The 25,961-nt window shown below is 61.3% G+C and carries 23 protein-coding genes and 1 riboswitch; of the genes, 13 read left to right on the top strand and 10 right to left on the bottom strand.

Annotated elements, in window-relative coordinates; all coding sequences use genetic code 11:
• A complete protein-coding gene (locus KXR72_RS02080) occupies positions 1 to 1,548 on the bottom strand; it encodes a LysM peptidoglycan-binding domain-containing protein (RefSeq protein WP_437419475.1) in 1,548 nt (515 codons plus the stop codon).
• 101 nt (positions 1,549 to 1,649) lie between these two features.
• Entirely contained in the window at positions 1,650 to 2,432 is a 783-nt protein-coding gene (gloB, locus tag KXR72_RS02075) for a hydroxyacylglutathione hydrolase (protein ID WP_437419474.1), read from the bottom strand.
• Positions 2,433 to 2,534: 102 nt separating this feature from the next.
• On the opposite strand from gloB, the gene KXR72_RS02070 reads away from it, so the two are divergent.
• The 7 genes from KXR72_RS02070 (at position 2,535) to nudC (ending at position 10,424) form a co-directional block, all read left to right on the top strand.
• Complete coding sequence (locus tag KXR72_RS02070) at positions 2,535 to 3,293, top strand: class I SAM-dependent methyltransferase (protein WP_437419473.1); 759 nt, start codon at positions 2,535 to 2,537, stop codon at positions 3,291 to 3,293.
• A gap of 16 nt (positions 3,294 to 3,309) precedes the next feature.
• A complete protein-coding gene (rnhA, locus tag KXR72_RS02065) occupies positions 3,310 to 3,762 on the top strand; it encodes a ribonuclease HI (RefSeq protein WP_437419472.1) in 453 nt (150 codons plus the stop codon).
• Between the two features lie 11 nt (positions 3,763 to 3,773).
• Positions 3,774 to 4,532: a DNA polymerase III subunit epsilon gene (dnaQ, locus tag KXR72_RS02060; protein WP_437419471.1), complete on the top strand. Its 759-nt coding sequence runs from the start codon at positions 3,774 to 3,776 to the stop codon at positions 4,530 to 4,532.
• A gap of 87 nt (positions 4,533 to 4,619) precedes the next feature.
• A complete protein-coding gene (locus tag KXR72_RS02055; protein WP_437419470.1) occupies positions 4,620 to 6,881 on the top strand; it encodes an Orn/Lys/Arg decarboxylase N-terminal domain-containing protein in 2,262 nt (753 codons plus the stop codon).
• Between the two features lie 177 nt (positions 6,882 to 7,058).
• Positions 7,059 to 7,871 carry a crotonase/enoyl-CoA hydratase family protein gene (locus tag KXR72_RS02050; RefSeq protein WP_437419469.1) on the top strand — a complete coding sequence of 271 codons (813 nt, stop codon included), beginning with the start codon at positions 7,059 to 7,061 and terminating at the stop codon, positions 7,869 to 7,871.
• Between the two features lie 37 nt (positions 7,872 to 7,908).
• Complete coding sequence (locus tag KXR72_RS02045) at positions 7,909 to 9,591, top strand: ferrous iron transporter B (protein ID WP_437419468.1); 1,683 nt, start codon at positions 7,909 to 7,911, stop codon at positions 9,589 to 9,591.
• Complete coding sequence (gene nudC, locus KXR72_RS02040; protein WP_437419467.1) at positions 9,591 to 10,424, top strand: NAD(+) diphosphatase; 834 nt, start codon at positions 9,591 to 9,593, stop codon at positions 10,422 to 10,424. Before KXR72_RS02045 ends, nudC begins: the two co-directional genes overlap by 1 nt.
• Here the strand turns inward: nudC and KXR72_RS02035 are convergent.
• Positions 10,392 to 11,174: a TSUP family transporter gene (locus KXR72_RS02035; protein WP_437419466.1), complete on the bottom strand. Its 783-nt coding sequence runs from the start codon at positions 11,172 to 11,174 to the stop codon at positions 10,392 to 10,394. The two genes, nudC and KXR72_RS02035, sit on opposite strands and share 33 nt — an antisense overlap.
• A gap of 212 nt (positions 11,175 to 11,386) precedes the next feature.
• On the opposite strand from KXR72_RS02035, the gene KXR72_RS02030 reads away from it, so the two are divergent.
• Positions 11,387 to 12,034, top strand: coding sequence for a hypothetical protein (locus KXR72_RS02030; RefSeq protein WP_437419465.1), 648 nt, complete (start codon positions 11,387 to 11,389; stop codon positions 12,032 to 12,034).
• A 71-nt stretch (positions 12,035 to 12,105) separates the two neighbouring features.
• Here KXR72_RS02030 and KXR72_RS02025 read toward each other — a convergent pair whose 3' ends face one another.
• From KXR72_RS02025 to KXR72_RS02010, 4 genes are all read right to left on the bottom strand, one after another.
• Positions 12,106 to 12,873: an SDR family oxidoreductase gene (locus KXR72_RS02025; protein ID WP_437419464.1), complete on the bottom strand. Its 768-nt coding sequence runs from the start codon at positions 12,871 to 12,873 to the stop codon at positions 12,106 to 12,108.
• Between the two features lie 30 nt (positions 12,874 to 12,903).
• The gene (locus tag KXR72_RS02020) at positions 12,904 to 13,971 is read right to left on the bottom strand and encodes a phosphotransferase family protein (protein WP_437419463.1); all 1,068 of its coding nucleotides are present in this window, start codon (positions 13,969 to 13,971) and stop codon (positions 12,904 to 12,906) included.
• Positions 13,972 to 14,195: 224 nt separating this feature from the next.
• Complete coding sequence (locus tag KXR72_RS02015; protein ID WP_437419462.1) at positions 14,196 to 14,510, bottom strand: SCP2 sterol-binding domain-containing protein; 315 nt, start codon at positions 14,508 to 14,510, stop codon at positions 14,196 to 14,198.
• A gap of 61 nt (positions 14,511 to 14,571) precedes the next feature.
• Positions 14,572 to 15,285, bottom strand: a complete 714-nt coding sequence (locus tag KXR72_RS02010; RefSeq protein WP_437419461.1) for a histidine phosphatase family protein — start codon at positions 15,283 to 15,285, stop codon at positions 14,572 to 14,574.
• 180 nt (positions 15,286 to 15,465) lie between these two features.
• Between KXR72_RS02010 and sohB the strand changes: the two genes are divergently transcribed.
• Together sohB and KXR72_RS02000 are read left to right on the top strand one after the other, a co-directional pair.
• Complete coding sequence (sohB, locus tag KXR72_RS02005) at positions 15,466 to 16,491, top strand: protease SohB (RefSeq protein ID WP_437419460.1); 1,026 nt, start codon at positions 15,466 to 15,468, stop codon at positions 16,489 to 16,491.
• A gap of 10 nt (positions 16,492 to 16,501) precedes the next feature.
• A complete protein-coding gene (locus KXR72_RS02000) occupies positions 16,502 to 17,494 on the top strand; it encodes a YhdH/YhfP family quinone oxidoreductase (protein ID WP_437419459.1) in 993 nt (330 codons plus the stop codon).
• A 367-nt stretch (positions 17,495 to 17,861) separates the two neighbouring features.
• Here KXR72_RS02000 and KXR72_RS01995 read toward each other — a convergent pair whose 3' ends face one another.
• The 3 genes from KXR72_RS01995 to KXR72_RS01985 all read right to left on the bottom strand — a co-directional run bounded on the left by KXR72_RS01995 (position 17,862) and on the right by KXR72_RS01985 (position 20,584).
• Entirely contained in the window at positions 17,862 to 18,362 is a 501-nt protein-coding gene (locus KXR72_RS01995; RefSeq protein WP_437419458.1) for a DUF934 domain-containing protein, read from the bottom strand.
• Positions 18,346 to 20,004, bottom strand: a complete 1,659-nt coding sequence (locus KXR72_RS01990; RefSeq protein WP_437419457.1) for a nitrite/sulfite reductase — start codon at positions 20,002 to 20,004, stop codon at positions 18,346 to 18,348. Before KXR72_RS01990 ends, KXR72_RS01995 begins: the two co-directional genes overlap by 17 nt.
• A gap of 361 nt (positions 20,005 to 20,365) precedes the next feature.
• Entirely contained in the window at positions 20,366 to 20,584 is a 219-nt protein-coding gene (locus tag KXR72_RS01985) for a DUF2970 domain-containing protein (RefSeq protein WP_437419456.1), read from the bottom strand.
• A gap of 125 nt (positions 20,585 to 20,709) precedes the next feature.
• A riboswitch (cobalamin riboswitch) is annotated at positions 20,710 to 20,846 on the top strand.
• An 89-nt stretch (positions 20,847 to 20,935) separates the two neighbouring features.
• Here KXR72_RS01985 and KXR72_RS01980 point away from each other — a divergent pair.
• Genes KXR72_RS01980 through KXR72_RS01970 form a run of 3 tightly spaced genes read left to right on the top strand, consistent with a single transcriptional unit; the run spans position 20,936 to position 25,960 of the window.
• Entirely contained in the window at positions 20,936 to 25,213 is a 4,278-nt protein-coding gene (locus KXR72_RS01980; RefSeq protein WP_437419455.1) for a cobaltochelatase subunit CobN, read from the top strand.
• On the top strand, positions 25,213 to 25,668 hold the full coding sequence (locus tag KXR72_RS01975; RefSeq protein ID WP_437419454.1) for a MotA/TolQ/ExbB proton channel family protein: 456 nt from the start codon (positions 25,213 to 25,215) through the stop codon (positions 25,666 to 25,668). The genes KXR72_RS01980 and KXR72_RS01975 overlap by 1 nt, the downstream gene beginning before the upstream one ends.
• Positions 25,661 to 25,960, top strand: a complete 300-nt coding sequence (locus KXR72_RS01970) for a DUF2149 domain-containing protein (RefSeq protein ID WP_437419453.1) — start codon at positions 25,661 to 25,663, stop codon at positions 25,958 to 25,960. The genes KXR72_RS01975 and KXR72_RS01970 overlap by 8 nt, the downstream gene beginning before the upstream one ends.
• Position 25,961: the final 1 nt, after the last annotated feature.

Here is a 25,961-nt window from a genome sequence, read left to right as displayed (position 1 = left end):
TCACCGAGGCAGGTAGAGCGTCAGCGTCTGGCCTGGCTTGAGCAGTGCAGAATCACGAGGGTTCCAGGTTTTCAGGTGGTTGACCTGGACATTGAATCGCTTGGCGATCTGGTAGAGCGAGTCGCCTTTGCGGACCTTGTAGTAGGTCGGGGCAGGCTTGTTGCCCGCAGCCTTATGCGACCCGGTGCCTTGCAGGAAAAGCGCCTGGCCGACCTTGAGCTGACTACCCGACAGATTGTTCCAGCGTTGCAGGTCGTTGACCGATACCTTCTGCGCCTTGGCGATGTCCCACAGATTGTCGCCGGGGCGGACGCGATAGCTGCGCGGAGCCGGTTGACTCCGGGCGACAGCGTGAAGCAACTCGCGCGACTGCCCACCGCTTGCCGACTGAGGGAGGCTCAGGGATTGACCAATCCGCAGGGTATCGCCCTTGAGGCGATTGATGTCACGGATGATGTTGACCGACAGGTTATGGCGGTTGGCGATGGCGCCCAGCGTATCGCCGGGCCGAACGGTGTATTGCTTCCAGTCAACCATGTCCTGCGGCTTCATCAGCGCCAAGTTGGCTGCGAACATCTCTGCCTTGGCGGTAGGGACTAGCAAATGCTGAGGGCCGTCTAGCGTGATGCGGCGTGTATAGGCGGGGTTGAGCTGATAGATCTCGTCCTCGTCAAGCTCGGCGAGTTTGGCGACCCGCGCCAGGTCCATTCGCTGCTTGAGCGTGACGACTTCAAAATAGGGTTCGTTGGCAATCGGATTGAGGTCTATCCCGTAGGCTTCCGGCGTCTGGACCAGTTGCGACAGCGCAAGCAGTTTCGGTACGTAGTCCCGCGTTTCTGCCGGCAGGGAAAGGTTCCAGTAATCGGTGGGCAATCCGAGCTTCTGATTGCGCTCGATAGCCCGGCTTACGGTACCTTCACCAGCGTTATACGCGGCCAGTGCTAGCAGCCAATCGTCGTTGAATAGACCGTGGAGATACTCGAGGTAGCGCAGCGCCGCTGTCGTTGAAGCGGTGATGTCGCGTCGGCCGTCATACCAGCTGGTCTGCTGGAGATTGAAATGTCGGCCGGTCGAGGGGATGAACTGCCAGAGGCCAACGGCATGTGCCGGGGAATAGGCGAAGGGGTTGTAGGCACTCTCGATGACGGGCAGCAAGGCGAGTTCGAGCGGCATGTCGCGCTCTTCCAACTGCTCGACGATGTAGTGAATGTAGAGGCTGCCGCGCTCGCTGGCGATTTCGATCGAGTTAGGCCGGCTGGCGAAGAGCAGGCGTTGCTGCTCGATGCGAGGATTACTGCCTAGGTATTCCTGGAGCTTGAACCCGTGTCGGATTCGGTCCCAGATATCGCTGTGGCTGGGCTCGGCTGGCGCTTCGGTGAGCCATATGGTTTCGTCAACCTCCGGTGCCTCGGCGACATCCATGTTGACGGGCGCGCGCGGGGCCGTGCTCTGGCAGCCGGTAACGGCCAGACATATGGCCAGCGCCAAGGCCCGGCCGGAGGCTGCCAAGGCGTCCGGTCGAGCGGGGTTGGATGGGTCAGACGACATTGGCTGGAGGCTTCCCCGGGCTCGAAAGTCGGGCGAGTGTAGGAATGCCGTTCCGGTGGGTCAAGCGAAGGGCGGATGTTTTGGGGACTGGTCGACGCTGCCTAGAAGCCATCTTTCCAGGCTCGCAAGGCCGCAAATACCTGCTCTGGACGCTCCAGTTGGCGGCCTGCCTGGCGCATTGCCGCCTCGGCGACCGTCGCCTCGCGGGCGCGCAGAAACGGGTTGGTGGCACGCTCTTCTCGGATATTGGACGGCAGGGTGATTTGCTGCGCCGAACGCATCCGCTCCACTTCTTCCAAGCGTGCCTGCACCCGTTCGTTAGCCGGGTCGACGGCGCGCGCGAAGCGCAGGTTGGATAACGTGTATTCATGTGCACAGTACAGCTGCGTCTCGGGCGGTAGAGCAGCAAGCCGCTCGAGCGACGCGAACATCTGTTCCGGCGTGCCTTCGAACAACCGACCGCAGCCGCCCGCGAACAGGGTATCGCCGGCCAGCAGCCAGGGCGCTTCAGCATCGCCGTGGTGGAAATAGGCAATGTGCCCGAGCGTGTGGCCTGGTACTTCCATTACTTGCAGCTCGCGTCCAAGCACCTCGAAACGGTCCCCATCTGAAAGTGCTTGGTCGCGTGCCGGAATCGGTTCGCTAGCTGGCCCGTATACAACGGCTCCATGGGCTTGCTTGAGGCGCTCGACACCACCGACATGGTCGGGGTGATGATGGGTAATGAGGATGGCGTCCAGTTTCCAGTCCGGGTGAGCCTGCAGCCAAGCGAGGGCTGGCGCGGCGTCTCCAGGATCGACGACGGCACAGCGGCGGGTGTCGATATCCTGCAGGAGCCAGATGTAGTTGTCGGTAAAGGCGGGCAGAGCGTCGATCTTCAACATGGTGCGGGTCGCCAAGTCAGTCGCAAAGGCGCATCCTAACAGCCGAGCTTGATACTGTTGAATCGACCGGGCCACCGCCCGGGCTATCCAGCGGAGGCACTCATGAGCGATTTTCGCGCCAATCCGCCGCTACAGCAGTGGGCGAATCTGATGAACGAGGCGAGTGCCTGGTTCGACGGCCCGCTGGGCGGCCAGTTGTTGGAGCAGGAGCGGCGGGTGATCGAGCATGAGCTCGAGCGTTGCTTCGGCAGCTACCTGGTGCACTACGGGCCCTTTGCCAATACCTCAATAGAACCGCAAAAAATTAAGCGCAGTGTGCGCGTAGGCCCTGCGCTTCCTGGTGTTGAGATTGTTTGCGAAGAACAATCTTGGCCGGTTGGCGAGCACGCTGCGGATGTGGTGGTGATTCAGCATGGCCTGGATTTCAGCCTGTCGCCCCATGCACTGCTGCGTGAGGCGGCACGGAGCGTGCGGCCGGGTGGGCATTTGCTGGTCGTCGGGGTAAACCCCTGGAGCCCTTGGGGCGCGCGTCGCCTGGTCTCGCGAAGTGCACTGCGCGAGGCTCGCTGCATCCGCCCGACGCGCGTCGGCGACTGGCTCAATTTGCTTGGATTCGCGCTGGAGAAACGTCGGTACGGGTGCTATTGTCCGCCGCTTTCTTCGAGCCAGTGGCGAGACAGGCTGGCAGGGCTGGAACCGCTCGGGCAGCGCCTGCAGGCGCCGTTGGGCGGTTTCTACGTGCTGGTGGCGCGCAAATTAATGGTTGGTTTGCGCCCGTTGCGCCAGCAGCGGCGAGAGCGCATGGGCCAGCTCCTGCCAATGCCGGTCGCCAAGCTTAGCCGGCGGGACGCCGAACACTAGGACGCATTGATTCCACATGAGCGATGACACGGTCGAGATCTATACCGATGGCGCCTGCAAGGGCAACCCTGGGCCAGGTGGCTGGGGGGCGCTGCTCATCTACAAGGGCGTCGAGCGTGAACTCTGGGGCGGTGAAGCTGAGACGACCAACAACCGCATGGAGTTGCTCGCGGCAATCCGAGCGCTCGAGGCGCTCAAGCGTCAATGCCAGGTCCATCTGATTACCGATTCGCAATATGTCATGCAGGGCATCAATGACTGGATGCCTAACTGGAAGAAACGCGGCTGGAAAACCTCAACCCGGCAGCCGGTCAAGAATGCTGACCTGTGGCGTCTGCTCGACGAGCAGGTCAATCGCCATCAGGTGACCTGGCATTGGGTGCGCGGCCACACCGGGCACCCGGGCAACGAGCGCGCCGACCTGCTCGCCAATCGCGGCGTGGTACAGGCTAAACGACAAACCGCTTGAGAGAGTGAACGATGCGTAGCGTAGTGTTGGATACCGAAACCACTGGCATGCCGGTGACCGATGGCCACCGGATCATTGAGATCGGGTGTGTCGAGGTCATTGGCCGCCGGCTGACAGGGCGGCACTACCACGTGTACCTGCAGCCGGATCGAGAAGTCGATGAGGGCGCGATCGCGGTCCACGGCATCACCAATGAGTTTCTGATCGACAAGCCGCGCTTCCGCGATGTCGCTGATGAGTTCTTCGAGTTCATCAAGGGCGCGCAGCTGATCATCCACAACGCCGCGTTCGATGTGGGCTTCATCAACAACGAATTCAATTTGCTTGGCCAGCATGACCGCGCCGAGCTAAGCGATCATTGCAGCATCCTAGATACGCTCCTCATGGCTCGCGAGCGCCATCCGGGCCAGCGCAACAGCTTGGATGCACTGTGCAAGCGCTATGGCGTCGACAACTCGGGCCGCGATCTGCACGGCGCACTGCTCGATGCCGAGATCCTGGCGGATGTCTACCTGACCATGACCGGCGGGCAGACGAATCTGTCGCTCGCCGGGGAGGGCGCCGATTCCGAAGGCGGCCGACAGCAGGCGACGCCCATCCGTCGCCTGGCAGCGGACCGTCCGCAGACGCCGGTTATCCGTGCCAGCGTAGACGAATTGACTGCGCACGCCGCCAGAATGCAGGCCATAGAAAAGGCATGCGGCGGTACACCACTGTGGGTTCAGCTCGAGCAACCGGCTGCGCTGGAGGCCGAACCCGAACCGGCCTGACTGGTTGCGCCCGCGGCGGGCGCATTCCAGCTTGGTGCTTGGGAGCGAAGCTTCTACCCTGAAGGGGAATGCCTTCAGGACGCTTCCATGTACAAAGATCTGAAATTTCCGATCCTTATCGTTCATCGAGACATCAAGGTCGATACCGTCGCCGGCGAGCGGGTACGCGAAATTGCCGCCGAGCTGGAACAGGATGGATTCCATATCCTGCCTACGGGCAGCGCGGCGGAAGGGCGCATTGTCGCCTCGACGCACCACGGTCTGGCCTGCATTCTGGTCGCGGCAGAAGGCGCCGGCGAGAACCAGCGGCTGCTGGAAGACGTGGTTGGCCTGATCCGCGTCGCGCGCCGGCGAGCCCCACAGTTGCCGATCTTCGCGCTGGGCGAGCAGATAACCATCGAAAACGCGCCCGCGGAGGCGATGGCCGACCTCAACGAGCTGCGCGGCCTGCTCTACTTGTTCGAAGACACGGTTCCCTTCTTGGCGAGGCAGGTAGCGCGTGCCGCCCGCGGTTACCTGGAAGGGTTGCTGCCACCCTTTTTCAGGGCGTTGGTGCAGCATACCGGCGACTCGAATTATTCCTGGCACACGCCGGGCCACGGTGGCGGTGTCGCCTTTCGCAAAAGCCCTGTCGGCCAGGCGTTTCACCAGTTCTTTGGTGAAAACACGTTGCGCTCTGATTTGTCCGTCTCGGTCCCCGAGCTGGGCTCCTTGCTCGACCACACCGGGCCGCTGGCCGCGGCTGAGGCGCGGGCCGCACGTAACTTCGGCGCCGATCACTCGTTTTTTGTGATCAACGGCACCTCGACGGCGAACAAGATCGTTTGGCACTCGATGGTGGCGCGCGATGACTTGGTGCTGGTCGATCGCAACTGCCATAAATCCATTCTTCATTCGATCATCATGACCGGCGCGATCCCGCTGTATCTGACGCCTTCGCGCAACGAGTTAGGCATCATCGGGCCGATCCCCTTGGAAGAATTTTCCACGCAGTCGATCCAGGCGAAGATCGAAGCCAACCCGCTGGCGCGTGGCCGCCCACCTCGGGTCAAGCTTGCCGTGGTTACGAATTCCACCTACGACGGGCTCTGCTACAACGCAAACCTGATCAAACGCACCCTTGGCAATGCAGTCGACGTGTTGCATTTCGACGAAGCCTGGTACGCCTATGCCGCATTCCACGAGTTCTATGACGGACGCTACGGCATGGATACGCGTGAGCAGGGGCCGCTGGTCTTTACCACCCATTCAACGCACAAGGTGCTGGCAGCCTTCAGCCAGGCTTCAATGATCCATGTGCTCGACAGCGAGCAGCGGCAGCTTGACCGGGATCGCTTCAACGAAGCCTTCATGATGCACATTTCCACTTCGCCGCAGTACGGCATCCTGGCTTCCCTGGACGTTGCGTCGGCCATGATGGAGGGGCCGGCAGGGCGCTCGTTGATTCAGGAAACCTTCGATGAGGCCCTGAGCTTCCGTCGCGCGTTAGCCAATGTGCGTCAGCACATGGCGCCGGACGACTGGTGGTTCAGCATCTGGCAACCCGCAGCGGCAGATGGGGCAGAAGACTTGGCTACCAATGATTGGTTGCTCGAGCCGGAGGCTGAATGGCATGGGTTCGGTGATGTCGCCGAGGACTACGTTCTGCTAGACCCGATCAAGGTCACGCTGGTGACGCCAGGGCTCACCGCGGGCGGCAAGCTGGGTGAGCGAGGCATTCCCGCTGCGGTTGTCAGCAAGTTCCTCTGGGAGCGGGGACTGGTGGTCGAAAAGACCGGCCTGTACTCCATCCTGGTATTGTTCTCGATGGGGATCACCAAGGGCAAGTGGAGCACCCTGCTGACAGAATTGCTGGAGTTCAAACGGCACTACGACGGCAACGTTCCGCTTTGTGATGCGGTGCCTTCAGTGGCTCAGGCCGGCGGCAACGCCTACGCCGGCATGGGGCTGCGCGATCTGTGCGATGCGTTGCACGATTGCTACCGGGCCAATGCGACGGCCAGAGCAATGCGGCGGATGTATACGTCCCTGCCGCAGATTGCCCTGAAGCCAGCTGATGCCTACGACAAGCTCGTTCGGGGTGAGGTCGAAGCCGTGCCAATCCATGCCCTGGAAGGACGTGTGGCGGCGGTTATGCTGGTGCCGTATCCGCCAGGCATTCCATTGATCATGCCAGGAGAGCGCTTTACAGCCGAGACTCGCTCAATACTCGACTATCTCGATTTCGCTCAAAGGTTCGCCAGTTTGTTTCCTGGTTTCGATGCGGACGTGCATGGCCTACAGCATGAGGAAGGGCCCGAAGGGTCGCGCTATACAGTCGACTGCATTCTCGAAAACGGCCGGCAGTAGATCGATGCGCTGCCTATTACCACTGTCAAAGTGGGATGATGCGCAAGGGCGTGGGCTGCATCACAACGCCTCGCATCGACTTTCGAGTGCCTGTTGTTATAGTTGTGCGGTTGAAAAAGCAGCAGTGATTGCTGAACTCACGAGGCACCGAGTGCCTCGGCTGTCGGGGATGATAGCGTGACTCAATACCAAGCCTTCCACGTCGAGTTGAAGGACAGGATCGCCCATGTGGCGATCAACCGGCCTGAAAAGATCAACGCCATGAACGCTGCGTTCTGGAGCGAGATCAGCGAGATCTTTCATTGGATCGATGAAACGGACGAAGTGCGTGTCGTGATCCTGTCCGGAAATGGCCAGCATTTTTCGGCCGGCATTGACCTGCAGTTGTTGGCCGAGGCGGCAACCCAACTGGGGGACGATATTGGGCGTAACGCTGAGCGCTTGCGCCGCCAGATCCTGAAGCTGCAGGCCTCGTTCAATGCCGTCGATAACTGTTGTAAACCGGTTATCGCCGCCATTCAGGGCTATTGCATCGGGGGCGCCATCGACCTCGTCGCCGCTTGTGACATGCGCTATTGCACCGAGAACGCTCAGTTCTCCATCAAGGAGATCGACATGGGCATGGCTGCCGATGTGGGGACGCTCCAGCGGCTACCGCGCATCATCGGCGACGGGATGATGCGTGAGCTGGCCTACACCGGCCGGACGGTGGATGGACGGGAGGCGCAGGTGATCGGCTTGGTCAATAGAACCTACCGCGAGCAAGGCGACATGATGAGTGCGGTACAGGCGCTTGCGGCCGATATCGCTGCCAAGTCGCCCATCGCCATTCGTGGCACCAAGCAGATGATTCGTTACATGCGCGACCATCGGGTTGATGACGGTCTCGAATACATCGCCACCTGGAATGCAGCCATGCTTCAATCGGCCGATCTTAAAGTCGCCATGGCTGCGCATATGAGCAAACAGAAACCGGACTTTGCCGACTGATGTGTATTACGAACGTTGCGCGGGAGGCGCGCTAGGCATGGTTACCGGAGCTACTTCGCTGAGTTTGGTCCGCGATGAACTGTTCGCCACCATGGAAGAGGCCGAGCAGAGCCTCGAGCACTTCATCATCGACCGCAACAACGGTGGTCTGCTGCAGCAGGCTGTCGAAAATCTGAAGCAGGTCCGCGGCACACTCAGCCTAATCGAGCTGACCGGGGCGGAGCTGCTGGCGCAGGAAATCCTCCAGCTGGCCACCGACATTCCGGTCGGTGCTGGCGAGGAGCGTGACACCCAGCTCGCCGCCCTGAGCAATGCGCTCTACGTGCTTGGGCGCTATCTCGAAAGCGTGGATGCCAGCCGGCAGGAAATGCCCGAGCTGCTGTTGCCTGCCATCAATGCGTTGCGACTCGTCGGTGCACAGCCACCGCTGCCAGAAAGTTTTTTCTTCAGTGCCCGGCTTGATCACGCCCGGCCGCCCGTCGCGGCGGCCAACCGGGATTCAGCCGACCGAGCACTGGAGGCCCGGCGGCTGCGGCAGATGTATCAGGTCGGTCTGCTCGGGTTCATCCGGGAAGACAACGTCCCGGCTAGCCTCCGCCTGATGGGCCGGGCGCTGGGCCGTTTGGACGTTCTATTCGCCAACACACCGGCTGGGCGGTTGTGCTGGTTGGGCAGCGCGGCGCTTGAGGCAATGCTCGACGGGCAATTGCTGGCACGGCAGTCGCGCAAGCAATTATTTTCCCGGTTTGATCGCGAGCTTCGCCAACTGATCAGCAATGGCAGCTATGAATCGCCTCGCGGTCTGTTGAAAGAGCTGCTTTACCTCGTTGCGCTTGCCGAAAGCAATGGGCCGATTGCCAGCGAGGTTCGTCAGATTTTCTCGCTGAGCTCGCTACCGTTCACTGACCACTTACTGGAAGACGAATCGCAGCGCCTTGCTGGCCCCGGCCAGGCCGTAATGCGCTCACTCTCGTCGGCGATTCGAGAGGAGCTTGCCAGCGTCAAAGACCTGCTTGATCTCATCGAGCGGGGGACGGCGCCGGGCGATGCCTACGCCAGCCTGCATACGCAACTGGGGAAGTTAGGCAAGACGCTTGGCATGGTCGGCTTGTCTTCTGCATCCAGCACGTTGCATGCGCAGCTCTCGGTGGTCGCGAACTGGAGTAACGATGGCGCGCCCGATCCACAGGCGCTGTTGAAGCTGGCCGATGCCGTGCTTTATGTCGAAAGCATGGTCGCCAGCCTAGAGCGTGGCGAGAAGCGGGACACTCGCCCGCAGGTCGCGCAACCCGGCCACGAGGCCGAAGCCTTCGCCAACCACCAGCTCACCGAGGCCTGTATCGTGGTGATCGGCGAGGCGACCGCCGGGCTTGCTCTGGCCAAGCGCGCCATTACCGCCTATCTGGAGTCCAACGGCGAGAAGTTGCACTTGGCGAACGTGCCCTTCAGCCTGATGGCGGTTCGCGGTGGCTTGCGTTTTCTCGAGCAGGATCGTGCCGCTGACCTGATCGGCGCCTGCGCCGACTTTATCCAAAAGCAGATGCTAGAAGGCGTTCAGATGCCGCCGGAGCAAATGCTCGAAACCTTGGCGGATGCGCTTACGAGTCTGGAGTATTACTTGGAGGGTGGCGCCGTGCTGCGTCGTGACGATTCGCGAATCAGCGTGCTGGACCTGGCGGCAGAAAGCGTCCGCGCGCTCGGGTTGCCGGTGGCAGCCTGATGAACCTGCGCTGGCAGCCCGCACTGCTTGATCCGGCCAAAGAAGGTGGATCGGCGCTGGTGCGTTGCCAGCACGGTTTCTTGGTAGACGCCAACGGCGTCCTGTTCCCTCGTAGCTGGCTCAAGCGGCTTGAATTGCCGATAGTCAGCGAGCAGGGGCTCGGTTACTTCGAAGGCGAGCCGGTTTATCTCCTTGAATTGGCCGATCCGGTCACGGTCCCTGGCGCTGCCTGGCAGGGCTTGCGCCCTTTGATGATGCAGGACGACGACAATGACCGGTTCCGTATGCTCGGCTTCGCTGCGCAGATCGGCACTTGGGCCAGTCAGCATCGCTTTTGCGGCAGTTGTGGTAGCCGGATGAAGCAACATCCGCGTGAGCGGGCAATGCAGTGCGAGGTATGCGGTCTTCATCATTATCCGCGTATCTCACCCAGCATGATCGTGCTCGTCACGGCAGGTGACGAGCTGCTACTGGCGCGCTCACCGCGTTTCGCCCCGGGTGTCTACAGCACCTTGGCCGGTTTCGTCGAGCCGGGCGAGTCGGTCGAGCAATGCGTGCGACGGGAAGTGCATGAGGAAGTAGGCGTCTCGATTCACGACCCGCGCTATATCTGTAGCCAGGGCTGGCCGTTTCCGCATTCACTGATGCTGGGCTTTCATGCCGAGTACGCCTCCGGTGACATCGTCATGCAGCCGGAGGAAATCGAGGATGCTGGTTGGTTTTCGATTCATGACCTGCCAGCCCTGCCAGCGTCCAAGTCGATCGCCCGTTATTTGATCGAGCTTTACGTGGCGCAGCGTTTAGGCGGCGCCGAACCAATGCTGCCAGGCTAGGCGCAAACTCAACGCCAAAACCACCAGAATGAAAACAGGGCGGATAAATTTCGATCCGCCCTGAATCGCTGTCCGCGCGCCCAAGTAGGCGCCTAGCATCAGCGTGACGCCCATCCCAGCGCCTAGCACCCAGGCGACCTGCCCGTGGAAGGCAAAGACTGCGAGCGCAGTGCCGTTGCTGATGAAGTTCATGGTGCGCGCAACGCCGCTCGCCCTCAGTAGGTCAAGCGGATAGAGCAATAACGTGCTGACCGTCCAGAAGGCTCCGGTGCCCGGTCCGGCAATGCCATCGTAAAAGCCTAGGCCGACGCCCTGAAGCCATTGCCGCCGGGTTTTTAACGGTGTTGCAGGTTCTCTAGGAGTCGTCGGGGTGCGGCCTACCAGCAGGTAGAGCCCACAGATGAACACGACTACAGGCAGTAGCTGGTTGAGCCATCTGGCAGGGATCAAGTGCGCTAGCGCGGCGCCGAGCGCCGCGCCAATAGCGGTTGCTATCAGTGCGTAGCGCCATTGGCCAGGGTCGAACAGTTTGCGTCGGAAGAACGTGAAGCTCGCAGTGGCCGAACCAAAGGTTGCGCAAAGTTTGTTAGTTCCAAGTACCAGGTGCGGGGGCAGGCCTGCCATAAGCAGGGCGGGCAATGTCAGGAGGCCGCCGCCGCCCGCGATGGCATCGATGAAGCCAGCCATGAAGGCGACGGCGAGCAGTGCGGCCAGTACTGGAAGATCCAGGGCCAGTTCGAGCGTGGGCATTGGGTTCTCTTGAAGCAGGAAAGAGCTGCCATGATGCCCGTTGGGTCGAGGCGCGCCAATGGCGTTGCTCACGAGAAGCCTATTTCCGAAGATGCGGTGGCCGCTTCCAGCGGAGAATGTCGACCCGTAATCAGACTGCTCTGTTGGTGCTGGCAGTTTGGCTTGGGCTATCGATAATTGGCGCTTTCCCGTCTGACCAAGGATGAAACCGCATGCAGTACCTGGGGCTGGCTGTCGTGATCGCGCTGTTTGCGTTGGTTACCGTCCTGGTGGCGTTGCGCTTGCTGCTCGGCGGCAACTGGCTGCTCGGCTGGCTGCGTGGCACCTTTGGGCTGCTGGTGCTTGGCCTGGGGGCGTTAATAGGGTTGATTGCGTGGGACGCCAGAACTTACCAGCCTCTGGAACCGGATAAGCCGCTGGCTACGTTGACCTTCCAGGGCGAGGGTGAGCAGCGTTATCAGGTTCGTATCGAGCAGGGCGAACACGTTAGGCACGTCACGCTAGAGGGCGATCTTTGGCAACTCGACGTGCGGCTGCTGGAGTGGCGGGGATTGGCGACCCTGATAGGCCTGGAACCTGGGTACCGCCTGGAGCGGCTTTCCGGTCGCTATTTGGCCGTGGAGCAACAGGACTTGGCGCGTAGCCCACGTGTGCTGCTCGGGCAAAGTCTGTTTGGCATCGATGCCTGGTCTTGGTTGCAGAAGTGCCAATGCAGTTCGATCGTGCTCGAGGCGCGTCCGTTGCGGGTGAGCTACTTGCCGATTGCCAGCGGTGCCGAGTATGCGATCGAGTTGACACCTGCCGGGCTGCTGGCACGGCCCGCTAATGACGTCGCGGAAAAGGCGCTGAAAGAGTGGTAGAACGGATGGCTCGCGGCATGCACGCCGAAGGTCAAACGGGTGAGCACCGAAGCGGCTCACCCGAGAGCACATCAGGCGAGGTAGCCGCCGTCGACGTTAAGTGAGACGCCGGTGGTGTAGCTTGAGGCATCGCTCGCGAGGTATAGCACGGCGCCGGCCATTTCGCTCGGGTCGGCCACTCGATGCAGTGGAATATGGCGCAAGGCCTCTTCGCGGATCGCATCGTTCTTCACCAGGGCGGAGGCGAACTTGGTATCCGTCAGGCCTGGTAGCAACGCATTGCAGCGAATACCTAAGCCGGCGCATTCCTTGGCAAACGCCTTGGTCATATTGATGACTGCTGCTTTAGTGATCGAGTAAATCCCTTGAAAGTTGCCCGGCGTGACGCCGTTAATCGAGGCAACGTTGATGATGCTACCGCCGCCGTGCTCGCGCATCAGCTTGCCGGCCTCGACCGACATGAAGAAATAACCCCGAATATTCACGTCGACCGTTTTCTGGAAGGCCGAGGCGTCGGTGTCCAGTATGTGGCAAAACTGCGGATTGGTTGCCGCATTGTTGACCAGGATATCCAGCCGGCCGAACTGGTCGCGAATGCCCTCGAATACAGCTTTGATCTGCTCGAGCTCGCCAATATGGCAGGCGACGGGTGTTGCCTTGCCACCGGCCGCGTTGATTGCATCGGCGACAGCCTGGCATCCTTCGATCTTGCGGCTGGAAACGATGACATGGGCGCCTTGCTGGGCGAGCAGCTTGGCAATGGCCTCGCCGATTCCGCGGCTCGCGCCAGATACGAATGCGATCTTGCCGTCGAGATCGAACAGCGTGGTCTTGCTCATGGGTGCTTCTCCCTCTATGGGCCGTTTTGTCTATAACGCTGACTTGCTGATGACCTGCAGGCTCATCTGCTCAAGCAGCGCGTTCATGTGCACGAATTTGGCGAAACGCTTGTCTTGGGTCTGGCCGTGGTAATACCGGTAATAGATCTGCTGAACGATCGCCGCTAACCGGAACAAGCCGTAGGTGTAATAAAAGTCGAAGTTATCCACGCAGATGCCGGCGCGCTCTGCGTAATACTCGACAAATTGGCGACGCGTCAGCATGCCGGGCGCATTGCTTGGCTGCCGGCGCATCAGTTGCACCGGCGCCGGGTCGTCGGCCTCGATCCAGTAGGCGAGGGTGTTACCCAAGTCCATCAATGGGTCGCCGATGGTGGTCATTTCCCAATCCAGCACACCGATGATCTCCATCGGGTTGCTGGAATTCAGGATGACATTGTCGAAGCGGTAGTCGTTATGGACGATGCCTGGCTTGTGATGGTCGGCTGGCATCTTGTCACGCAGCCATTGTTTGACGGGCTCCCACTTGACTGCATCCGGGGTCATCGCACGCTCGTAGCGATCGATCCAGCCCTCGATTTGCCGGTGTACATAGCCGTTGGGCTTGCCGAGATCGCCCAAGCCGCACGCCGCATAGTCAACGTTGTGCAGATCGACGAGCTTGTCGATGAAGCTTTTACACAGGGCTGTGGTGTGCTCTGGCGTAATGGCCAGTTCGGTTGGCATGTTCTCGCGCAGGATAATGCCTCGCACGCGCTCCATTACGTAGAACTCGGCGCCGATCAACGACTCGTCCGTGCAGTAGGCATAAGCCTTCGGGCAATAAGGAAACCCTGTGTTCAGCTTGTTGAGAATCCGAAATTCGCGGCCCATGTCGTGGGCTGACTTCGCCTTGTGACCGAAGGGTGGGCGACGCAGCACGAACTCTTGCGCTGGGTACTCTATGAGGTAGGTCAGGTTAGAGGCGCCGCCTGGAAACTGCGAGATCGCCGGCGAACCTTCCAGACCTGGAATATGTCGTTTGAGGTATTGGTCGATGACATCAGTAGGGAGTTGCTCGCCTTCGCGAACGGGGCTCGTCTGGTCTGCTAGCGACATGCTTTTCCCTTCTTGTATGCGGTGCCGTTAAAAGGCAGCTCTGGCGCCGACATCGGGGCCGGCGCGGCTTCAATCTACTGTGCGACCGGCTGATGACCAAGCGGCGAGGCCCGTTATTGGCTGGGGTGTTGCCTCCCAATCACTGATTCTGATGCTGCCAAAAGCGTTCAAAAGCGCATAAAAAAACCGAAGTCGCAGGACTTCGGTTTTTTCTACCGGGCCGTTTAGGCCGGGAACAGCTCGCTCAGCTTAAGCGCGAGCATCATGTCGCCTTCTGCACGAAGCTTGCCAGCCATAAAAGCCTGCATACCATCGGTTTCGCCGCTGATGACACCTTGCAGGGTTTCGCTGTCCATGATCAGGGTGACGTTGGCGTCAGCCGATTCGCCCTGATGGAAATCACAGGTGCCGTCCTTCACTACCAGGTAGTAATTTTCGGCGTCGGTGATATTGAACTGGAACACCAGGTCGAGGCCCGCTGCAGCGCTGGGGTTGAACTTAGCTTTCATGCCCTGGATAGTTTCGTCGACGTTGCTCATTCGGTTTGATCCCTTGTCGTCGTGTTGAACATGCAGCCGGAGGCTACAGTGGATGTGGAGCTCATCGGTAGGTGACCAGCTCCGGATGCTTCTGCATATCGAGGTGCGCACGGTTGTTGAACGACGCCAGTGCGACTTCTCCCGCGCGAAATTTCAACTGGCTGAGCGAGGTATTCACGATCTGCCAATTGAGCTCAAATGCCTTGATCGGCGGTACGCCAATGATCAGTTGTAGCAGGGCGGTGATGGTTCCGCCGGAGGTGAATATGGCAATGCGGTCGGTGGGCGCAGCCTCGAGGAGCAGGCGAGTCAAGCCTCCCTCGACGCGATCGACGAAACCCTGCCAGCTCTCAAGGCCATCCTTTTCGTGATCGCCAGAAACCCAGCGTCGGATGACATAACTGAAGAGGCGCTGGAATTCGCTGCGATGGTTTGCTGCGTTACGCAAAATGGTCAGCGCATGCGGTTCTACCTCAAGGAGGTCCGGCATGTGCGCCCGGATGACCTCGTCCGCGGGAAACTCGTTGAACGCGGCATCGATTTCGAGCGTTGGCGTAACAGCATCAAACGTTTGGCCGAGGCGCTCGAGCGTGGCCTGCGCGGTGTCCCGCTGCCGGTGCAGTTCACCACTGACACAACGGTCGAAGCGCACGCCGAGCTGGCCCAAGTACTCACCAAGCGCATGCGATTGCCGCAAGCCAAGCGGGGAGAGGACGTCGTAGTTTTCAGCGCCGAACGACGCCTGACCGTGTCGGATCAGGTAGATGCTGCCCATGCTTGGCTCCGCAGCCCAGGTTTTTCGCGAGGGTAGGTGGATGCCTCAGGAGTGTCAACGACAATTCATACGTTTGTTTGAATGGCGTGGCGCTGGCTCCGCAGCGGAAGGACTGGGTATGCTTGGGCGGTTTTTAAGTGCGCCCTGTGCGCGCCTGGTCGAGTGACCCTAGGAGGAAATGTGGAATTTCTTGCTGACTACGCAAGTTTTCTGGCCAAGACCGTTACGCTCGTCGTCGCGATGCTGGTGGTGTTGATCGCGCTGGCATCGTTACGCCGGGGGCGCGGGAAACAGGGGGGCGGTCATCTCGAAGTCCAAAAGCTCAATGACTTCTACAAGTCGATGCGCGAGCGGCTCGAGCAGGCACTGGTGGACAAGGATCAGCTCAAGGCGCAGCGCAAGCGCGAGGCCAAGGCAATCAAGCAGGCAAAGAAGTCCGGCGAAACGCGACCTCGAGTCTTCGTGCTGGATTTCGATGGCGATATCAAGGCCTCCGCCGTCGAGAGCCTTCGTCATGAAATTACCGCGGTGCTGAGCTTGGCGACCCCGCAGGACGAGGTTGTGCTGCGCTTGGAAAGTGGCGGTGGGATGGTGCATGGCTATGGCCTGGCGGCTTCGCAACTGGTGCGAGTTCGCGACGCCGGCGTGCCGCTTACGGTCTGCGTCGACAAAGTCGCGGCGAGTGGCGGATACATGATGGCCTGTATTGGCCAGAAGATCCTGAGCGCGCCCTTCGCAATCCTCGGCTCGATTGGTGTCGTCGCGCAGTTACCCAATGTGCATCGGCTGCTCAAGAGGCACGACGTCGACTTTGAAGTGCTGACCGCAGGCGAATACAAGCGCACCCTGACCGTGTTCGGCGAGAACACCGAGAAGGGCCGAGAGAAGTTCCAGGATGATCTCGAAACCACTCACGAACTGTTCAAGAATTTTGTAGCCCGCTATCGGCAGGAGCTTGCGATAGACGAGGTTGCGACTGGCGAGGTCTGGCTGGGTATTTCGGCGCTGGGCATGCGCCTGGTTGATGAACTCAAGACCAGTGATGAATACCTTGCCGAGCGGGCCCGTGGCGCCGATCTGTTCCACCTTCACTATGCCGAGAAGAAAAGCCTGCCCGAGCGTTTCGGCATGGCTGCCAGCGCGGTGATGGAGCATGGTTTGCTGAAAGGGTGGACGCGGCTGAACGAACAACGATTCTGGCAATGAGGAAAAGCGAATGACTAATTTCAAGGCGCTGCTGACCAGCGAAAGGGCCGACGGTCGCTTCGAGTCGAATGTCGTCGAGCGCAGCATTGACGATCTGCCGCACGGCGAGGTGCTCATTCGCGTCGCCTATTCCTCGCTCAATTACAAGGATGCGCTTTCCGCGACCGGCAACCGCGGAGTGACGCGGCAGTTTCCGCACACGCCTGGCATCGATGCCGCTGGCACCGTGGCTGAATCGAGCGTGCCGGAGTTCACCGTCGGAGATGAGGTAATCGTGACTGGCTATGACCTGGGCATGAACACTGCGGGTGGGTTCGGGCAGTACATCCGGGTCCCGGCAGCGTGGGTCATCAAGCGACCTTCGGGCCTGCCATTGCGTGATGCAATGATCCTCGGAACTGCAGGTCTCACAGCGGCACTCTGTGTCGACAAGCTGGAGCAGGCCGGCCTGGAGCCAGGCGACGCCCCAGTGCTCGTCACCGGGGCGACCGGCGGCGTTGGCAGTATTGCAGTCGCGCTCCTGGCAAGCCTTGGCTACAAGGTGGCCGCGGTGACCGGCAAGGCCAGCCAGGCGGATCTGCTGAAGCGCCTCGGTGCGCAGGACGTCATCGAGCGTAGCGCACTGCAGGCGGGCGTGGAGAAACCTATCCTCAAGGAGCAATGGGCTGGCGCCGTGGACACCATTGGCGGAGATATCCTGTTCAATGTGGTCAAGTCACTGCAGCGAGGGGCCAGTGTCGCCTGCTGCGGCTTGACGGCTGGCACGCACTTTCAGGCCAACGTGTTGCCGTTCATCCTGCGGGGTGTAAACCTGCTCGGCGTGGACTCGGTCGAAATCCCGCTGGTGGTGAAAGCCTCCATGTGGGACAAGCTCTCGGTCCAGTGGAAGGTGCCGAACCTGTCCGGCCTGGCTGAAGAAATTACCTTGGACCAATTACCGGCTGCGGTCGAACGTATTCTTACAGGTGGTCAGGTGGGGCGGACATTGGTCAAGCTGGACTGATCTTGGTCGTTCCGCTTGCTATTGTCCGAATAGCCAAAACCGATTTCAGTGATTCGAGCGATTCCCACAAGCTAGCGCACCGGTAATCACTCGAAACGCAAGGAGTCGGAAATGAGCGCGCTGGCAAGAAAGATCAAGGATGCCTTCGGCAAGAAGGTGGCGGACGGGGATGTGCAAACCGAGCACCCTAACTTCTGGATGTATCCGCAGGGGTGACGCCATCTCTGCGCTCTAGAAGCACATTCGCCGCATGAGCGACTTGCTCAAAGCGTTTTTAAAAAAGCCCTGCCGAAGCAGGGCTTTTTTTAGCATTGTCCTGTCATGCCGTGGCGGTGCGCCTGTGCCGCGCAAGCACAGCTGGCGGCGTTCAGGGCTGGCGACGGCGGAACAGCGGCAGCGGCTCGTCGGCGGCAGGCTGGTAGGTGACCGAAAAATCCTTCAGACCTTCAAGTGCTTCGTAAGGGTCGCGGTCGGCGCGCACGGCAAAGGCATCAAAGCCGCAGCGGCGCATATAGAACAGCTGGTCGCGCAGTACGTCGCCAATCGCCCGGATCTCACCTTTATAGCCGTATCGCTCGCGAAGCAGTCGGGCGCTCGAGTAATGGCGCCCGTCAGTGAAGGCCGGGAAATTCAGCGCCACGACTTGAAAATGCTGCAGATCGTCTGCGATCTCCTCGACCGCTTCATCCGCTTCCAGCCAGACGCCCAGGCCACCGTCGCGGGCCTTGAGTGCGTGGCCATGGTCCAGCCATAGCTGGAACGGCACGATGAGGTCGTCGCAGTTGGAGAGCTCTTCGAGCTTCACATCCTTGGGCAGCAGGTGCCAGGTTTCGTCGACGACCTGGTCGTTCTTAATGATTCGCTGCATAGACGCGCTCCTTGAAGGGGTCGATGCCGATACGGCGGAAGGTGTCGAGGAATTGCTCGTCTTCGGTGCGCTGTTCGACGTAGACCTTGATGATCTTTTCGATCACGTCAGGCATCGCGTCTTGAGCGAACGATGGGCCGAGAATCTGGCCCAGGCTGGCGTTGCGGCCCGAGCTGCCGCCGAGCGAAACCTGGTAAAACTCCGCACCCTTCTTGTCCACCCCGAGGATGCCAATGTGACCAACGTGGTGGTGGCCGCAGGCGTTCATGCAGCCGGAGATGTTCAGGTCGATATTGCCGATGTCGAACAGGTAGTCCATGTCGTCGAAACGGCGCTGGATCGCTTCGGCGATTGGAATCGACTTGGCATTGGCCAGTGAACAGAAGTCACCGCCCGGGCAACAGATGATGTCGGTCAGCAGACCAATGTTCGGGGTTGCCACACCCAGTTCGCGCAACTCATTCCACAGCTCGAACAGGCGGGCCTGCTCGACGTCAGCGAGAATCATGTTCTGCTCGTGAGAATTACGGACCTCGCCGAAGCTGTAGCGATCGGCCAGGTCGGCAATGGTGTCGAGCTGCTTGTCCGTGACGTCGCCTGGGGCGACGCCGGTGCTCTTGAGCGACAAGGTGACGGCAGCGTAGCCCGGCTTCTTGTGCGCGACCACGTTACGCTGGCGCCAACGAGCGAAGCCCGGGTGCTCGGCGTCGAGCTGGGCGAGAGCGGCGTCCTGGTCGTCAAGCGCCTTGTAGGCGGGGTCGACGAAGAACTTGCTGACGCGGGCCACTTCGGCGTCGGTCAGTGTATTGGGGCCGTCCTTGAGATAGGACCACTCGGCTTCGACACGCTCGGCAAACACCTCGGGCGTCAGCGCCTTGACCAAGATCTTGATCCGCGCCTTGAACTTGTTGTCACGACGGCCATAACGGTTGTACACGCGCAAGATGGCGTCGAGGTACGTCAGCAAGTGCTGCCACGGCAGGAATTCGTTGATGAAGCTGCCGACGATCGGCGTTCGGCCAAGGCCTCCACCGACGGAAACGCGGAAGCCCAGCTCGCCGGCGTCGTTCTGCACCGCTTCCAGGCCAATATCGTGCACCTCGATGGCGGCACGGTCGCTGACGGCACCGTTGACAGCGATCTTGAATTTACGTGGCAGGAAGGCGAACTCAGGGTGAAAGGTCGACCACTGCCGAATGATTTCGCACCAGGGGCGCGGGTCGACAAGCTCGTCGCGCGCGACGCCGGCGAACTGGTCGGTCGTCGTGTTACGAATGCAGTTGCCGCTCGTCTGGATGGCATGCATCTGGACTGTCGCCAGCTCTGCAAGGATATCAGGCACGTCTTCGAGTTCTGGCCAATTGAACTGTACGTTGGTGCGGGTGCTGATATGGGCGTAACCTTTGTCGTAGTTGCGGGCGATCTCCGCCAGCTTGCGCACCTGTGTGGAGGACAGCAGCCCGTATGGCACCGCGATGCGCAGCATGGGCGCATACCGCTGGATATAGAGGCCATTCTGCAAGCGCAGCGGGCGGAATTCCTCACCACCGAGCTCGCCCGCCAGGAAGCGGCGGGTTTGGTCGCGGAACTGACGCACGCGATCCTCGATGATGTGTTGGTCGTACTGGTCGTAAACGTACATGGGGTGTCCTGTTCTCAGGGCTGTTTACAGCTTTCTGCGCGCACGGCCGCGCACCCATTCAGGGAGGGCGGCAAGATACCAGCTAGCAGTTATGCGCAAAAGTGATGTTTGGGAATATGTTTAGAACGAAACGCCGCCATTTTGATATTTCGTAAAGCTGCCTTGAGGGCTGCGCCGGGGTGGTCTTAACTCTTAGCAGCAACGTTGTTCCAGCGCCTCATTCCAATCGATAACAAGGAGCGCAGCCGTGTCCGAACATCATGGCAATGACAGTCGCGCGGACGCCACCGCGATCTTCTTCATCATCCTGCTCGTCGTCGCAACCGCAGTGTTCTGGGTCAGCCATCAGTAACCGTGGGCGTTACAGCGCTACCAGATAGAGCACCAGTTTCACGACGCCGAGCAGCACCAGTACAAATAGCGCAGTGAAGCCGACCCCAAGCAGGATGAATTGGCTCGGCTTGCCGTGATTGAAGTCGCGTACGCGGTTCTTGCCGCTCTGCACGCCCAGCGCGCCGGCCAGCACACTCTGGAGCAATTGTCGCCAGGTCAGCGATTTGGGTTGCTGCTCATCTTTCATAGGTAGGCTCCGCAAGACTGCTGTAGGGGAGTCTAGCCAGACTTGACGGATGGCGCCCAGGACTGCGGCATGCTTGATCTCACCTGGGGCGGCGCGTAAGGTTCGCGCGGTCGGCCGGATGGTGGCCGGCTTCATGGAGTGCGCGGTGCCCGGATCATGGTCTGGGTTGAATGGGAAATCAGTGAAAGCTGATGCTGCCCCCGCAACGGTAGGGTCGACGCGTTCGACTGAGCCCGATACCAGCCCGTACTCCCCAAGGAATTGTCGCGGTGGGCGGCAGCCTCGGAAACCCCTCGTCGGTGTCGGACGTGGGGTTTCTGTCGCCCGCGCGTCCCCGAAACGGGAGTGGGCATGTTTCTATCGATGCGGGTCCTGTGCACCGCCTTGTTGGTCCTGGTGGCACAGCCGCTGTTCGCCGGCCAGATCAACGCCATCATTTCGCAGTACAGCGCCGCGGAGTTTGCCTCGGCCGTGGTGCAGTTCAAGCACCGGGTTCCCGGTGCCGACATCAGCGCCCGCACGCCCGAACAGCTCTCGGAGATGAGCGACGCGGACGTCGCCGACTGGCTCGGCACGGGTGAAAGCCTGCTGGTAGTGGGTGTCTTCGGCACTGAAGTGGATCGCTTACGCCCGCTGATCCAGGCGCACGCGGCAGGCGATCGGATCATCATGCACAGCGACCAGACGCTTGTTGTCATGAGCCGCTTCGATGGCCAGCGGGTGTTCCGCGACCGTGAACATGCGACACGACTGGGTGCGGAAAAGCCGGGGGATGATCTGGTCGGCTGGGTTCGCGAACTCGGCGATGCCAATCCCGATCAGGCCCCATGGATCGAGGCACGCAGTTACTGGCTAGGTGGTGGGAGCGAGAACATCGCCAGGCTGCTCGGCTGGCTCGCCAATCGAGGCCAGCCGGGAACGGTCATGCCGCCCGAGCCTCGTCCTGCGTTGCGCTTCTATCAGGACGGGCAGATTACCGACCCTACCGAACTGGCCTGGCGCGGCGAGACGCTGGTCGCGGTAATCGACCACGGCCGCGCGGACCGCCACGGCGATGCCGATCTCAACGATGCGTTATGCCAGACCCTCCAGCAACGCGACATAGCCTGCGTCAGCCTGTTCGCCACTTGGGGTGAGGGCACGCTTCAGGCCCTGCGCTGGCTCGAGGGTGCCCAGCATCCGCCGCTGGCAGCCGTTGTGGTGCTGCAGGATTTCGTGCTGGGTGGAGGCGAGGGGCGCGAGGAGGCGACCGACCTGCTGAAGCGCCTCGATGTCCCCGTCCTCAAGGCGCTTCGCCTGGCGGATCGAGACGAAGATGGCTGGCAGCTGTCGAGCGATGGTCTCGGGCGCGACAAAGTCCATTACCAGCTCGCCATGCCTGAACTCCAAGGCATCAGCCAACCGATGGTCCTGGCTGCCTGGGCATCGGCTCAGATCGACCCGAATTCCGGCATTCGTTTCGGTTTCAGCCAGCCGCTACCGTCGCGGGTCGAGGCGATTGCGGCTCGGATCCATCGCTGGCAACGGCTGCAGAAAAAATCCAACGAGAACAAGCGCGTCGCGATCATCTATTACAACCACCCACCGGGCCGGCACAACATTGGTGCCGACAACCTGGACGTGCCGCAATCGCTGTTCGCCATCCTTCAGCGGCTCAGGGCTGAGGGCTACAACACCGGGGCGCTACCTGAATCCCCCGAGGCGTTGCTGGCCCTGTTACAGGATCGAGGCGTCAACCTGCCCGAGCAGGGCGACGCCCTGGCGGAGATGGTTGGCAAGGTCGCTGGGCTGGACCGCGAGGCGTACCTGCGCTGGTTCCGCAGTTTGCCCGCCGCGCTTCAAGCAGAAATGGAGCACGGCCCGCTGGGCTATTGGAACGCGCAGATGCGGCGCGCCCTGCAGGGCTCGCACCTCGAAATTGCCCGGCACACGCTGCGCAGTGGTTCGAGCGAGCTGCACCACGTTCTCGATGGTGTCGATCACCCGGCCCGGGCGCGGGCGCTCGACTTGCTGGCGCAGCTCGAGGACTTCTACGAGCAGGCGCTGGCCCAACCGGGCCTGGCCAATTGGGCCGAGGCGGACGCATTGATCGAGGGGCTCGCGGCAACTGGCATCGAAGGGTTACGTGGGTGGGGCGAGGCGCCCGGTCAGGTCATGGTGCAGGACGGCCGGATGATCTTTCCTGGCGTTCAGCTGGGTAACGTCTTCATCGGCCCGCAACCGCCGCGTGGTTGGGAAGTCGACGAAGAATTGCTGCACGCGAACCTCGTCTTCCCGCCGCCTCACCAGTATCTGGGCTTCTATCACTGGTTGCGTGACGGGTTTCGTGCCGATGCGCTGGTGCACTTGGGCCGGCACTCGACCTACGAGTTTTTGCCGCGGCGCCGGGCGGGTTTGAGTGCCGAAGATTATCCGCTGCAGATTGTTGGCGACCTGCCGAGTATCTATCCGTACATCGTCGATGGTGTCGGCGAGGGGATCCAGGCCAAGCGCCGCGGGCTGGCCGTGATGGTCGATCACCTGACGCCACCGCTCGTTGCCACGCCCTTGTATGACGATCTGCTCAAACTGCGGCAACTTATCGAGAGCTTCGAGGCGGGCACCGGCAGTAGCGAGGGCCCGGCGCGACGCGCGACCATTGCCGAAATCAAATCGCTGGTGAGCCGCTCTGGGCTGGAGCCCGAACTGCGCGAGTCGATGGCCGATCCGCTGGCGGCGCGCGGTATCGATTTCGAGCAGGTCGATGACGAGCTGCTGGTGCATGAGGTTGGCCATTACCTGACCAACATTCAGGAGCGCTTCATGCCGCTCGGCCTGCATGTGTTCGGCAAGCCCTGGTCTGACGAAGCGGTGGACACGTTGATGGCCTCGATGGGCACCGACCAGGCAAGGCATCGCCAGGCTCTGGTCGACTCGCCTGAAGCCGAGATGCAGGCCTTGATCCGAGCGCTCGAAGGCGGCTTCGTCGCGCCAGGCAAGGGCAATGATCCGATCCGGACTCCGGAAGCTCTGCCCACTGGACGGAACTTCCACGCGCTCGACAGCAGCCTGTTACCGAGCCGGATTGGCTGGGGGATCGGCCAGGAACTGGCCGACCGGGCCCGCGAACGGCCGATGCCAGAGGGCGGGCGCGAAGCGGTGATCCTCTGGGCGTCGGATACGGTGCGTGACGAAGGAGCCATGGTCGCGTTCGGTCTTTCGCTGCTTGGCGTCGAGCCGGTCTGGAACAGCCGCGGTATCGTCGAAGGCATCACCCGGTTGCCGCTCGAAGCAGATGCGCAGCGCCGTGACCTGATGTTCACGACCTCCGGGCTGTTTCGTGATCTCTACGCTGACCAGCTGGCATTGCTTGAGCGGGCCGTCCTCCTTGCGCTCGACGGGGCGAGCGACACCATTCGCAAGGACTACCCAGCGCTGCGCACCGCTCTCGATGCGGCGCTCGAACCGATTGGCTCGCTTGCCAGTGGCGGGCATGAGCCGCTCGGGCAGAACCTGGTGGCTGCGCACTGGGTTCGCGACGCGGCGCGCCGGCTCGATGGTGGAGTGGACGAAACCCAGGCGGGCCGGCTGTCGGCGTTGCGTCTATTCGGCGTCGCGCCTGGGGCCTACGGGGCGGGCATCAACACCTTAGTAGAGCGCTCGGGCAGTTGGCAGCAGCGTAGCGAGCTGGCCAACAGCTACGTCAACCGGATGGGACATGCTTACGGCTTACAGCACAACGGCGAGCCCGCGCATGAGGTGTTCGAGGAAGGGCTGAAGCATGTGACCCGAACCTACCTAGGGCGCTCGAGCAATCTGTACGGGCTGATGGACAACAACGACGCCTTCGATTATCTCGGCGGCTTGAGCACGGCGGTCGAACATCTGGCCGGTCAGGCGCCGGAGAACATCGTCAGTTGGCACAACGACCCGAGCCGGGTCCGCCTCGAGCCGTTGCAGCAGGCGCTGCTGGCCGAGTTGCGGGGGCGCTTCCTCAACCCGGCCTGGATCAAGGCACTGATGCAGCATGACTACGCCGGGGCACGCACCATGGGCAGCGAGTTTCTCGAGTACCTGTGGGGCTGGCAGGTAACCAATCCGGACATCATTCAGGACAGCGCTTGGGAAGAGGTCAAGGCGGTCTATCTCGATGATCGCTACGACTTGGGCATCGATGCGTTTCTCGAGCAGGGCGCCAATGTCCATGTGAAGTCCAACATGCTCGCGATCATGCTCGTCGCGATCCAAAAGGGCTTCTGGCAGGCCGACGAGCCCACGCGCAAGGCGCTCGGTGAGGCGTTCGCCAGATTGGTGAGTGAACATGGCCTGCCCGGCAGTGGCCATACGCGGCCCGATCATCCAATGTTCGATTGGCTACTTCCACAGCTGGACCCAGCCTTGCGCGAGTCGCTGCAAACGCGCCTGGAGGCGGCCCTGCGCGAGCCTGCCGAGCGAGAACCAAAGCCGAACAGCATCACCGAAATCCAACCAGAAACGACGCAGCGCGCTGCCGAGCAACAGGCTGAGCAGCAGGAGACGGGGCAGGGCAGCGCGACCCAGTACCTCTGGATTGCTGCGCTGATCATGTTGTCGTTGCTCGCGATAGGCGTGTGGCGAGGCCGGAATGCCTCGCTTCGGAGGGCTGCCTGATGTTCGACAACCATTTGTTCAGCTGGCTGCACCTGCTGGTTGGTTGGCTGCTGCAACCAGTGACCTGGGCGTTGTTCGGGCTACTGGCGCTGGCGATCATCGATGCGGGTGTCGCCGCTGGCGAGCGGCTGGGTGGCTTGCGGCGTTGGCGCGGTTTGCCAGTCGCTGAGATCGAGCGGCGTGGGCGTCGTCGGCTCGATAGAGCGGACTTGATCGCTCGGGTCGGGCCCATGCTCGGCCTGATGGGGACCTTGATCCCACTCGGTCCTGGGCTTGCCGCGCTTGGCGATGGCAACGTGCAAATTCTCAGCGTGGCCATGCGCGTGGCATTCGATACCACGGTGCTGGGCTTGCTGATCGGGGTGTTCGGCTTTGCGCTGGGCCGCTTGCGGCGCCGCTGGTACGACGAGCTGCTCGACGATATGGAAGTGGCCGAGGCGCGTGGGAATGCGTAGGCGCTGGCGTTCCAGCCGGTTCGTCGCTGGCGATGACGACCCGCTCGGTCCGCTGGCTAACATGGTTGACGTGGTACTGGTATTCGCGTGCGGGTTGATTGCGGCGCTGGTCGCTCAAACGGACCTGCTCGAACAGCTAAGTCAGGCCCGGCAGCCAATGACGGTCGAGCGCGGGCGCGAGCTGCCGCGCCTGCCCGACAGCCTCGAAGGCGATACCGGTAAGGGCCTGGAGAGCGTCGGGCAGGTTTACCGGGACCCGGAGACCGGCAAGCTGATCCTGATTGGTGAATGAC

It is taken from the genome of Stutzerimonas chloritidismutans, assembly GCF_051486945.1.
Classification (GTDB): Bacteria; Pseudomonadota; Gammaproteobacteria; order Pseudomonadales; family Pseudomonadaceae; genus Stutzerimonas; species Stutzerimonas chloritidismutans_B.
The sequence above is the reverse complement of the archived record's forward strand: the minus strand, read 5'-3'. Positions and strand labels throughout refer to the sequence as shown.

Coding starts and splice junctions, on each gene's coding strand:
- KXR72_RS02045 (WP_437419468.1), top strand. CDS start 7,909: ATGGTTACCGGAGCTACTTCGCTGAGTTTGGTCCGCGATGAACTGTTC.
- KXR72_RS02015 (WP_437419462.1), bottom strand. CDS start 14,510: ATGAGCAACGTCGACGAAACTATCCAGGGCATGAAAGCTAAGTTCAAC.
- KXR72_RS02030 (WP_437419465.1), top strand. CDS start 11,387: ATGCAGTACCTGGGGCTGGCTGTCGTGATCGCGCTGTTTGCGTTGGTT.
- KXR72_RS02000 (WP_437419459.1), top strand. CDS start 16,502: ATGACTAATTTCAAGGCGCTGCTGACCAGCGAAAGGGCCGACGGTCGC.
- gloB (WP_437419474.1), bottom strand. CDS start 2,432: ATGTTGAAGATCGACGCTCTGCCCGCCTTTACCGACAACTACATCTGG.
- KXR72_RS02080 (WP_437419475.1), bottom strand. CDS start 1,548: ATGTCGTCTGACCCATCCAACCCCGCTCGACCGGACGCCTTGGCAGCC.
- KXR72_RS02020 (WP_437419463.1), bottom strand. CDS start 13,971: ATGTCGCTAGCAGACCAGACGAGCCCCGTTCGCGAAGGCGAGCAACTC.
- KXR72_RS01995 (WP_437419458.1), bottom strand. CDS start 18,362: ATGCAGCGAATCATTAAGAACGACCAGGTCGTCGACGAAACCTGGCAC.
- KXR72_RS01970 (WP_437419453.1), top strand. CDS start 25,661: ATGCGTAGGCGCTGGCGTTCCAGCCGGTTCGTCGCTGGCGATGACGAC.
- KXR72_RS02025 (WP_437419464.1), bottom strand. CDS start 12,873: ATGAGCAAGACCACGCTGTTCGATCTCGACGGCAAGATCGCATTCGTA.
- KXR72_RS02035 (WP_437419466.1), bottom strand. CDS start 11,174: ATGCCCACGCTCGAACTGGCCCTGGATCTTCCAGTACTGGCCGCACTG.
- KXR72_RS02055 (WP_437419470.1), top strand. CDS start 4,620: ATGTACAAAGATCTGAAATTTCCGATCCTTATCGTTCATCGAGACATC.
- rnhA (WP_437419472.1), top strand. CDS start 3,310: ATGAGCGATGACACGGTCGAGATCTATACCGATGGCGCCTGCAAGGGC.
- KXR72_RS01985 (WP_437419456.1), bottom strand. CDS start 20,584: ATGAAAGATGAGCAGCAACCCAAATCGCTGACCTGGCGACAATTGCTC.
- KXR72_RS02070 (WP_437419473.1), top strand. CDS start 2,535: ATGAGCGATTTTCGCGCCAATCCGCCGCTACAGCAGTGGGCGAATCTG.
- KXR72_RS02010 (WP_437419461.1), bottom strand. CDS start 15,285: ATGGGCAGCATCTACCTGATCCGACACGGTCAGGCGTCGTTCGGCGCT.
- nudC (WP_437419467.1), top strand. CDS start 9,591: ATGAACCTGCGCTGGCAGCCCGCACTGCTTGATCCGGCCAAAGAAGGT.
- KXR72_RS01990 (WP_437419457.1), bottom strand. CDS start 20,004: ATGTACGTTTACGACCAGTACGACCAACACATCATCGAGGATCGCGTG.
- dnaQ (WP_437419471.1), top strand. CDS start 3,774: ATGCGTAGCGTAGTGTTGGATACCGAAACCACTGGCATGCCGGTGACC.
- KXR72_RS01980 (WP_437419455.1), top strand. CDS start 20,936: ATGTTTCTATCGATGCGGGTCCTGTGCACCGCCTTGTTGGTCCTGGTG.
- KXR72_RS01975 (WP_437419454.1), top strand. CDS start 25,213: ATGTTCGACAACCATTTGTTCAGCTGGCTGCACCTGCTGGTTGGTTGG.